8 protein-coding genes are annotated in these 7892 nt (G+C 36.0%); 6 read left to right on the top strand and 2 right to left on the bottom strand.

Annotated elements, in window-relative coordinates; all coding sequences use genetic code 11:
* Both A194_RS0112725 and A194_RS0112720 read left to right on the top strand, forming a co-directional pair.
* On the top strand, positions 1–530 hold a 530-nt coding region (locus A194_RS0112725), incomplete at its 5' end, for a UDP binding domain-containing protein (RefSeq protein WP_017187211.1).
* 136 nt (positions 531–666) lie between these two features.
* A complete protein-coding gene (locus A194_RS0112720; protein ID WP_029425269.1) occupies positions 667–1470 on the top strand; it encodes a hypothetical protein in 804 nt (267 codons plus the stop codon).
* Between the two features lie 93 nt (positions 1471–1563).
* Here A194_RS0112720 and A194_RS0112715 read toward each other — a convergent pair whose 3' ends face one another.
* Positions 1564–2481, bottom strand: coding sequence for a hypothetical protein (locus A194_RS0112715; protein ID WP_017187209.1), 918 nt, complete (start codon positions 2479–2481; stop codon positions 1564–1566).
* Positions 2482–2529: 48 nt separating this feature from the next.
* The gene (locus tag A194_RS0112710; RefSeq protein ID WP_017187208.1) at positions 2530–3075 is read right to left on the bottom strand and encodes a signal peptidase I; all 546 of its coding nucleotides are present in this window, start codon (positions 3073–3075) and stop codon (positions 2530–2532) included.
* Positions 3076–4028: 953 nt separating this feature from the next.
* Here A194_RS0112710 and A194_RS0112705 point away from each other — a divergent pair.
* The 4 genes from A194_RS0112705 (at position 4029) to A194_RS18435 (ending at position 7869) form a co-directional block, all read left to right on the top strand.
* Complete coding sequence (locus A194_RS0112705) at positions 4029–5294, top strand: ABC transporter substrate-binding protein (RefSeq protein WP_017187206.1); 1266 nt, start codon at positions 4029–4031, stop codon at positions 5292–5294.
* Between the two features lie 85 nt (positions 5295–5379).
* A complete protein-coding gene (locus A194_RS0112700) occupies positions 5380–6282 on the top strand; it encodes a carbohydrate ABC transporter permease (protein WP_017187205.1) in 903 nt (300 codons plus the stop codon).
* Between the two features lie 16 nt (positions 6283–6298).
* Positions 6299–7111 (top strand): carbohydrate ABC transporter permease, encoded by an 813-nt coding sequence (locus A194_RS0112695; protein ID WP_017187204.1) that lies wholly within the window; start codon positions 6299–6301, stop codon positions 7109–7111.
* A gap of 8 nt (positions 7112–7119) precedes the next feature.
* Positions 7120–7869 carry an MBL fold metallo-hydrolase gene (locus A194_RS18435; RefSeq protein ID WP_017187203.1) on the top strand — a complete coding sequence of 250 codons (750 nt, stop codon included), beginning with the start codon at positions 7120–7122 and terminating at the stop codon, positions 7867–7869.
* Positions 7870–7892: the final 23 nt, after the last annotated feature.

The following is a 7892-nucleotide window of genomic DNA, read 5'->3' as shown; positions in this document are numbered from 1 at the left end:
AGTTAGACAGCTATACAGAGATCAATGAATTAGATACACAACAAATCATTGAAGGGGTAAGTCTGGATCCTCGAATCGGAGATCATTACAACAACCCTTCATTTGGTTACGGTGGCTACTGCTTACCGAAAGACACAAAGCAGTTATTAGCAAACTTTGAAGATGTACCGAATAACATCATTACAGCAATTGTCGACGCTAATGACACAAGAAAAGGCCATATTGCTGACAGAATTTTATCAAGAAACCCTGAGAAAGTCGGGATTTATCGCTTAACGATGAAGACAGACTCTGATAACTTCAGACAATCAGCCATCCAAGGTGTAATTGAACGCCTACAATCAAACGGTGTCGAGATCGTCATCTATGAACCATCACTAACTGAAGATGAATTCGAAGGTTCAAAAGTAGTTAACGATTTTGATGAATTCAAGTCTATATCTGATGTAATCGTAGCTAACAGGTTATCGGAAGAGTTAAAGGATTGTAAGGATAAAGTTTACACAAGAGATGTTTTTAGTAGAGATTGATTAATAGTAACCTTGTAAAGCCTTTTACAGGATCCTTTACAAGGTTACTATTATTATTAAGATACATAAAAGTGTGAGTGGTCTATAAATCTTTATGATCACATTTGTAGTGAAGAAAATGAAGGGATGAATTGACTTGCGGAATTATTTTATATTTTTGTTAATTGGCTTATTCTTTCTGATTTCTGCATGTGAGGAAAGTGCTGTAGAAAAAGAAGACTCATTAGAAAATGATCAAGAAAAAGAAGAAGAGGTCGCTTCCGAAGAGGAAAAAACAAATAACGAGTTGAGTTTAGAAGAGGTACGAGAAATTATAGAACAACGAGAGGAAGAAGAAGAGAAAATTCTCGAACAAGTTCTTGATAACCATTTTCATGATTTTTCTGGTGTTAACTGGGGTGTTGAAGTAGGAGAAGATGATCAAGAGTTCGATAAAGCAGTAGGCATTGTCAGAGAAGAACTTTCCGAAGTAATGACTGCTGATATGCTGGATGAAGAAGCTGAAACAATTACTATTGCAACATTTTGTGAATGTGACGCGTATTATAGTGGAATGGAGTCTGTGGACGCGAGACTGGAAATTGTTGAACAGACTGAAGAGTATTTTCAAGTTAAGTTTTTGTCAATCGAACCAATGGGAATGGACGAACAAGGTGGAATACAAAATGTATGGGATTTTAAATTAGAAGATCAGGATACTTGGAAATTAGATCAAAAACAAGCGATCTCCCCAGAAGAGGAACCACTTAATTTAACTGTTGATGATATGAAAGAAGTTTATAATAACTGGGGTAATTCGGTCGAATTTGTTGAAGAAAGAGAATATGAGGATGAGAATTACCTTGTTTTTAAAGATAGCAATGATTTCTATAATGTGTGGAATGTGAAAGATGCATCAACAAATTATGATCTGCGCTCTGAATATAATGATGATGAATAAATAATTCCATTATAACCAAAAGGACAGCCTAGTAAGGAGTGGCTGTCCTGTTAATTTATATTCACATTTGGAGGCTAGAATAGGAGTTAAATTTTAGTTCGTAAACCAATCATGTAGATCATCTGATTCGATGGAGATATCAAGATTATCAACATTAGGGTTATGATAACGGTCCCGTTTATAAAAAATAACAACACCGTCTTCTGATGTATCAATGGTACCATCTTCTACAATCCATCCGCCGTTCGGCATTGTATGTGTGTCATGCTCACTTACGACTCTATACAAGCCAGCTTCATACTCTGTGATCGAAAAGTCACCAACTGCTTCAGAGAAATTCTCATCATCTGTAATATAGACATTAATTTCTTTCAGACCATCACTTTTAGTTTCGAATTCTATTTCTTGGTTAGATGTCGTATGATGATTCCAATCAAATGAGGACGACTTCCAATCAATTTCCCCAGTATACATTGGCCCGTCATTATCTTCACCATCTACTTGTGTGGCTACCACCTCTAAAGCAATGTCACCTGTTGCTCCTTGAAAATCAATGTCATTATCCCCGTGAGGCCAATTAACTAGAATTCGATATTGTTCTGTGTCATTCTCTGGCATGAATGTTTCTGAATGGTCTACTTCTTCCCAATCATCATTGATCATTCTTTCCATAGTAAGTACAACTGGAGAATCTCCATCACTAGGGAATAAGTCTCCGCTAGCATTCAAATTAACACTGTATTCTACAGGAAGTTCAGTATTGTTTTTGTTAATATTAAAAGAGTAGACTTCTCTTTGTTCCATACCTGGATAAAGATCTTCACCTAGATCAAAATCTCCATTACCAATTGTTTCTCCATTACTATTAACGACATCGACATCAAAAGTGGCTGCTGTTGCAGTGTTGTCCTCACTTGAAAACTCTGATGTAAAGTAAGCAATCGTTCCCGATAAAGCAATGGCGAAAACCAAAGCACCAAGTAAGATAAATAGTTTTGTCTTCTTTCTCATAAATATTCCTCCCTATTTAATAAATCTCTTCAATAGATTTTTTGACAATTAGTTTTTTAATTCACCTCCTTTAGTTTTGTTTTCACTTTCTGTTAATAGTAGTTTTTTTATAGGACTATAACCAAAACTGGTTAAAAGAATCATAGATAAAGTAAAAACACCAAAAGGACCTTTCAGAAAATCCAATATATAACCAGCTTTAGGTATAGACAATGAAAGTTTCCCAATCACTTCTTCATTGGAAACGTATTGACGATCAGGGGTCTTATTAGCATCTCCTTTTGTTTCATAATGAGTTATTCCGTTCTTCTCGAAGACACCAATCACACGGTGAGTTACGAGATTATTTTGCTTACCCTGAAAGGTAATGACATCCCCCTCTTTAACTTCAGAATCATTTCTTATGATGATAATATCTCCAGGTGATAGATGGGGTTCCATACTACCTGATAGGACATTTAGAATATCGAAACTTAATATTGAAGTTGTCTCTTGCTGGTCAGATTGAATTAAATTGGAGAAAGCTAGTAAATAGATGAAAAGCAGTATGATTAGAAGACTATTGAATATCCATTTAACTATTTTTTTGATCATTTCGTAATCTCCATTCCTACTTTTGATACCTGTATTTACTCACATTGTATGGACAAGTTATGGATTATATGTCCTACTTTTATGGAAATACAAATTTTCTCGTGCACCTTTTCCTAAGATCTTCTTAACGGCTGGCGATAAATTATCAAACCTGATGGTATGTGGAACACCACCCATGTGAATAAACCACATTCTTTGTAATCCTTCCAGTAAACATTCTGTGTTTTTCGAAGGAAAAACTACAACCACATGAAGTAGAAGGATATGAGCGTAGTGACGGAACTCAAGATGATGACTATTGGCGAGATGGTGATGGAGATACTTCAGTTGACTTAACAGTAGAAGAAGGTGGCGGATATTTTCGTTCGAATCCAGATCGCTCATGAGTCTTTTACGCTTTTGAAGAAAGTTTAATAAAATATGATGACCATTTAGGCTTATCTCCATTTACGAGATGAGCTTTTTTGCGTTTTATGGAGTAGATTCCGCCAGTTGATAAGGCCATAATTTCTCACCTTAAAGTAATGAAGGTCATAAGAAAATGATTTTTACAACAATATAATTTTGTTGAGAGAATGGGCGAATCCCTAATGTAAGAAAGCATGGTTAATTTGGTTGGATTATGTAGTCTTGCTTTGGGATTTTTTATTGTTCTTAGAGTCTTCCAATATGAATAATCATAATATAGGTTCAGTAGAATTTGGTGATGCCCCTCTTCATCCATTTCTGACCTTCTTCAGCAAAGTAGAAACCTTTAATGAGGTTAATTAATACAATCTATAAGAATTATACATTTACATCTCCTTATCTCTATTTTAATAATCACTTAACAATCATCATTTAGAATTGTTAACACAAACAAATTAAATAATAACTTAAAGAAAGGTAGGAGGGGGAAGTCATGAAGTTTTTTAATTGGAAACTTTTAAGTTTAATTTTTAAGGGGGAAAAACATGAGAGTTAAGTTGTTGTCAGTTTTAGTCGTTCTTACATTGGTGCTTACGGCTTGTGGAGACGAGAGTGGTAGTGATGAAGATGTAGAGATCAGTTTTTACTTTCCTGTAGCAGTTGGTGGTCCGATTGCAAACATCGTGGATGATCTTGTTGAAGAGTTTGAGGAAGAGAATCCAAATATTACAGTGAATGCTAACTTTGGTGGAAGTTATGCAGAAACAATGACTCAAGTCATGGCATCCGTTCAGGGTGGAAACCCTCCAGAACTCGCGGTTTTGTTTTCAATTGATTTATTCACTTTACTAGATATGGATGTTATTGAAGAGTTAACACCAATATTTGATGAAGAATATTTCGATGATTTTTATGAAGGGTTTATGGCGAATTCGTCCATAGACGATTCGGTATACAGCCTACCATTCCAAAGAAGTACTATTGTTTACTATTACAATAAAGATGCATTTGAAGAAGCTGGTTTAGACCCTGAACAGCCACCGACGACTTGGGATGAGATGGTTGAATACGGTCAAGCTCTAACAACTGATGATATGTGGGGGCTGGAGATTCCGAGTACAGGTTATCAGTACTGGATGTTCCAAGCTTTAGCATTACAAACGGGCGATAATATTATGAGTTATGACGGAACAGAAACATACTTTGACGCTCCACATGCTCAAGAAGCGATGAACTTTTGGATGGATTTAAGCCATGAGCATGAAATTATGCCTAAGGGGATTATTGAATGGGCAACAGTTCCATCGAATTTCTTAAGTGAAAATTCAGCCATGATGTTCCATACGACTGGTAACTTAACTAATGTAAAGGAAAATGCTGAGTTTGACTTTGGTGTATCTTTCTTACCGGCGAACAACCACTATGGAACTCCGACTGGTGGAGGAAACATCTATCTATTTAAAGATATTCCAGATGAAAACAGAGACGCAGCCATTAAATTCATGGAGTTCTTAACTGAACCAGAACGCGTAGCACAATGGTCAATTGATACTGGTTATGTAGCAACACGTGAGTCCGCTTATGAAACTGAAAGGTTACAACAATATGTTGAAGATTTCCCAGAAGCGTTGGTGGCAAGGGATCAGTTAGAGTTTGGTGATAGTGAAATGGCGACATATCAAAACGGTGAAGTCCAACAGATTTTTAATGATAATATTCAGTCAATCCTAACTGGATCACGAAGTATTGAGGAAGGTTTAGAAAGAGCGCAGAGAGAGGCTGAAGAAGTTCTAAAACCATATCAAGAATAATGGTGAAGTATTAAAGAGAAACCCATAGAAGTTTATTTTATGGGTTTCTCAATTATTTCAGCATTAAAGGGGATTGGTTATTAAAATGTTCAAATCAAAAGAGAAGAGGAATAAGCATATTAATTTTTATTTCAAACAGAACATGTTTGCCTATTTACTATTACTTCCGTCATTTATATTTTTAGCTTTGTTTACCTTCTATCCTACTATTAAATCAATTCAACTAAGCTTTTATAGTGGACCGTTAACACGTTTAGAGTTTAGTGGATTAGATCAGTACGTAAATGTTATGAATGATGAAATTGTAAGGCAAGTGTTATTAAATAATATTATTTTTACATTGGTGACTGTTCCGACCAGTATTCTTCTGGCGATGTACCTAGCAATTTGGTTAAACAAGAAACTTAGAGGGAGTGCATTATTAAGGACTTCGTTTTTTTACCCTACAGTTATTCCATTAATCGCTATTGCCAATATTTGGTTGTTTATTTATACACCACAATATGGACTGCTTGATCAGTTTTTAAGTACTTTTGGCGCTGATGATACTAATTTATTAGGACATCCTAATACAGCTTTAGCGGCAACGATCGTAATGATGATTTGGAAAGATACAGGTTTTTATATGATCTTCTTTTTAGCTGGGTTGCAAAATCTACCGAGAGATGTCTATGAAGCTGCTTTAATTGAAGGTGCTAAACCCTTCCAAACGTTTAGACATATTACATTTCCTCTTTTAATGCCAACCACTCTGTTTGTAATGATTGTAGCAATTACTAATTCATTTAAGAATGTTGACCATCTATACATCATGACTAAAGGTGGTCCTGATAATGCTAGTAATCTATTACTTTACTATATTTATCAAGTGGCATTTACTAACTGGGATTTAGGTAAGGCAGCTGTTTTAACTGTAATTCTTATTGCGATTCTATTAACGATTACAGCATTTAACTACTTCTATTCAGACCGCAAAATACATTACTAAGGAAGGAGGAGTTTCGATGAATCGATTTATAAATTACACAACTATAATTATTTTCGGTTTAGTTTTTGTGATGCCTTTAGTATGGGTGTTTGTTACATCGATTTCACCAGCCAACGAAGTTATTCGTGGTGGTAATCCATTTTGGACTTGGAACCCTACTTTTGAAAATTATGTAGATGCATGGGAAGCTGCTCCATTCCTTAGATACTATTTTAATACGCTTGTGATCGTCTTTGGAATCCTGGGGGTACAGTTAATTACAATTACATTGGCTGCTTATGCGTTTGCTCGATTTGAATTTCCAGGTAAGAATGTTTTATTTATATTGTTTTTGCTTCAGTTAATGATACAGCCAGAAATTTTATTATTCCCAAACTACCAAGTGATGTCTGAACTTGGATTAGTAGATACAAAGTTAGCGGTAATGTTGCCATTTTGGGCTTCTGCATTTGGTGTGTTTTTACTACGTCAGACTTTTAAACAGGTTCCATATGAACTTGATGAAGCATCGAAAATGGATGGAAGTAAGTGGTGTCAAACATTACGACATGTATACATACCCGCTGCAAAGCCAACATATATAGCTTTTTCACTAGTGTCGATCAGTACGCACTGGAGCAACTTTATGTGGCCACTTATTATTACCGATTCAGTTGAGAACCGTCCACTAACGGTGGGAATTGCTTTATTTGCTCAGTCATATGAAACAGGTGCGCAATGGGGAATGGTTTCTGCTGGAACGGTCATGGTCATCCTACCATTATTAATAGCGTTCTTTATTTTCCAAAAGCAATTTGTTTCGAGCTTTATGCATTCAGGGATTAAGTAGGTGATTTTGTGGAGTTATTATTCTTAGGTACCGGCAGTGCATACCCTAGTGAAGAAAGAGATCATACGTCTTTTGCCGTTTCATTGAATAACGGGTATTGCCTAGTTGATGTCAGTGGTAACCCTTGCCGTAAGTTAAAACAGCTAGGTGTTGACCTGAATTCGATTACGAATGTGTTGATCACGCATACTCATATTGACCATATCTATGGATTGCCCGCTCTGTTATGGGGGATGTGGCTTGAGGGTAGAAAAGAACCACTTGTCATTCATTGTCAACAATCAGACGAATCGATCGTGAATAAGTGGTTGGAGACGATTGGTTTTACATCTTGGCAGGCGGAGTTTGAAGTGAAAGTTATGCCATTTAGTAGAAGATTGTTAGAGCCGGTTATTGAAGAGCAAGATGTAATGGTCTCTCCTTTTCCAGCTCATCATTCTGTTGATACGGTAGGCTATAAGTTTATATTAGGTAAGAAAGCAATTGTATATTCTGCTGATAGTACGCCTAATGAAACAATTAAAAAAATGGGTGACATTAATATATTAATTCATGAAGCGACATTCGCCTCAAGTGTTACACATAATCACACTGCTTTAGAAGATTTACTACAGTATTATGATACCGAGCGCATAGGAGACGTTGTGGTCGTACACAGGTCGGATGGTGAGCCTTATCAAGCTGTGCACGATTCATTACCTGTAAAGCTTAAGGAAAGAGTTCATTTAGTTGAAGATTTGGATACTTTTCATTTTTGAACGTTGTAAATTACTGAGACTGC

The organism is Alkalibacillus haloalkaliphilus C5, assembly GCF_000269905.1.
In the GTDB taxonomy this organism is placed as follows: Bacteria; Bacillota; Bacilli; order Bacillales; family Alkalibacillaceae; genus Alkalibacillus; species Alkalibacillus haloalkaliphilus_A.
This window is presented reverse-complemented; position numbering and strand designations above follow the sequence as displayed.